The organism is Pelomicrobium sp. G1 (genome assembly GCF_051905455.1).
Taxonomy (GTDB): domain Bacteria; phylum Pseudomonadota; class Gammaproteobacteria; order Burkholderiales; family UBA6910; genus Pelomicrobium.
On sequence record NZ_JBQACR010000429.1, the window covers coordinates 1 to 256 of the forward strand.

General features: G+C 65.6%; 1 protein-coding gene. It reads right to left on the bottom strand.

Translation table 11 applies throughout. From position 1 onward, the window contains the following. The coding region (locus tag ACTFO6_RS19110) for a DUF4143 domain-containing protein (RefSeq protein WP_439935915.1) at positions 1-256 on the bottom strand (256 nt) is incomplete at both ends.

Sequence of the window (256 nt, forward strand, 5' to 3'; positions counted from 1 at the left end):
GTCTCGAGTAGTTGTCCGAATAGTGCACGGTCCGCCCAGAGCGCTTTCGCGTCGGCGCCGAGCAGCGCACAGGCGAGCCCCGTGTCGCCCAGATGCAGCTTCGGCGTCTTCACGAGCCGGCTCAAGCGGTTGGCATGCCATGGCGGTAGTTCTTCCAGCAGAAACACGCGCGCGAGCAGCGTCAGGTAATCGCGGATCGTCGGCCGGCTGAGCGAAAATGGCGCCGCGAGATCCGAGACATTGACCAGGCGCGCGG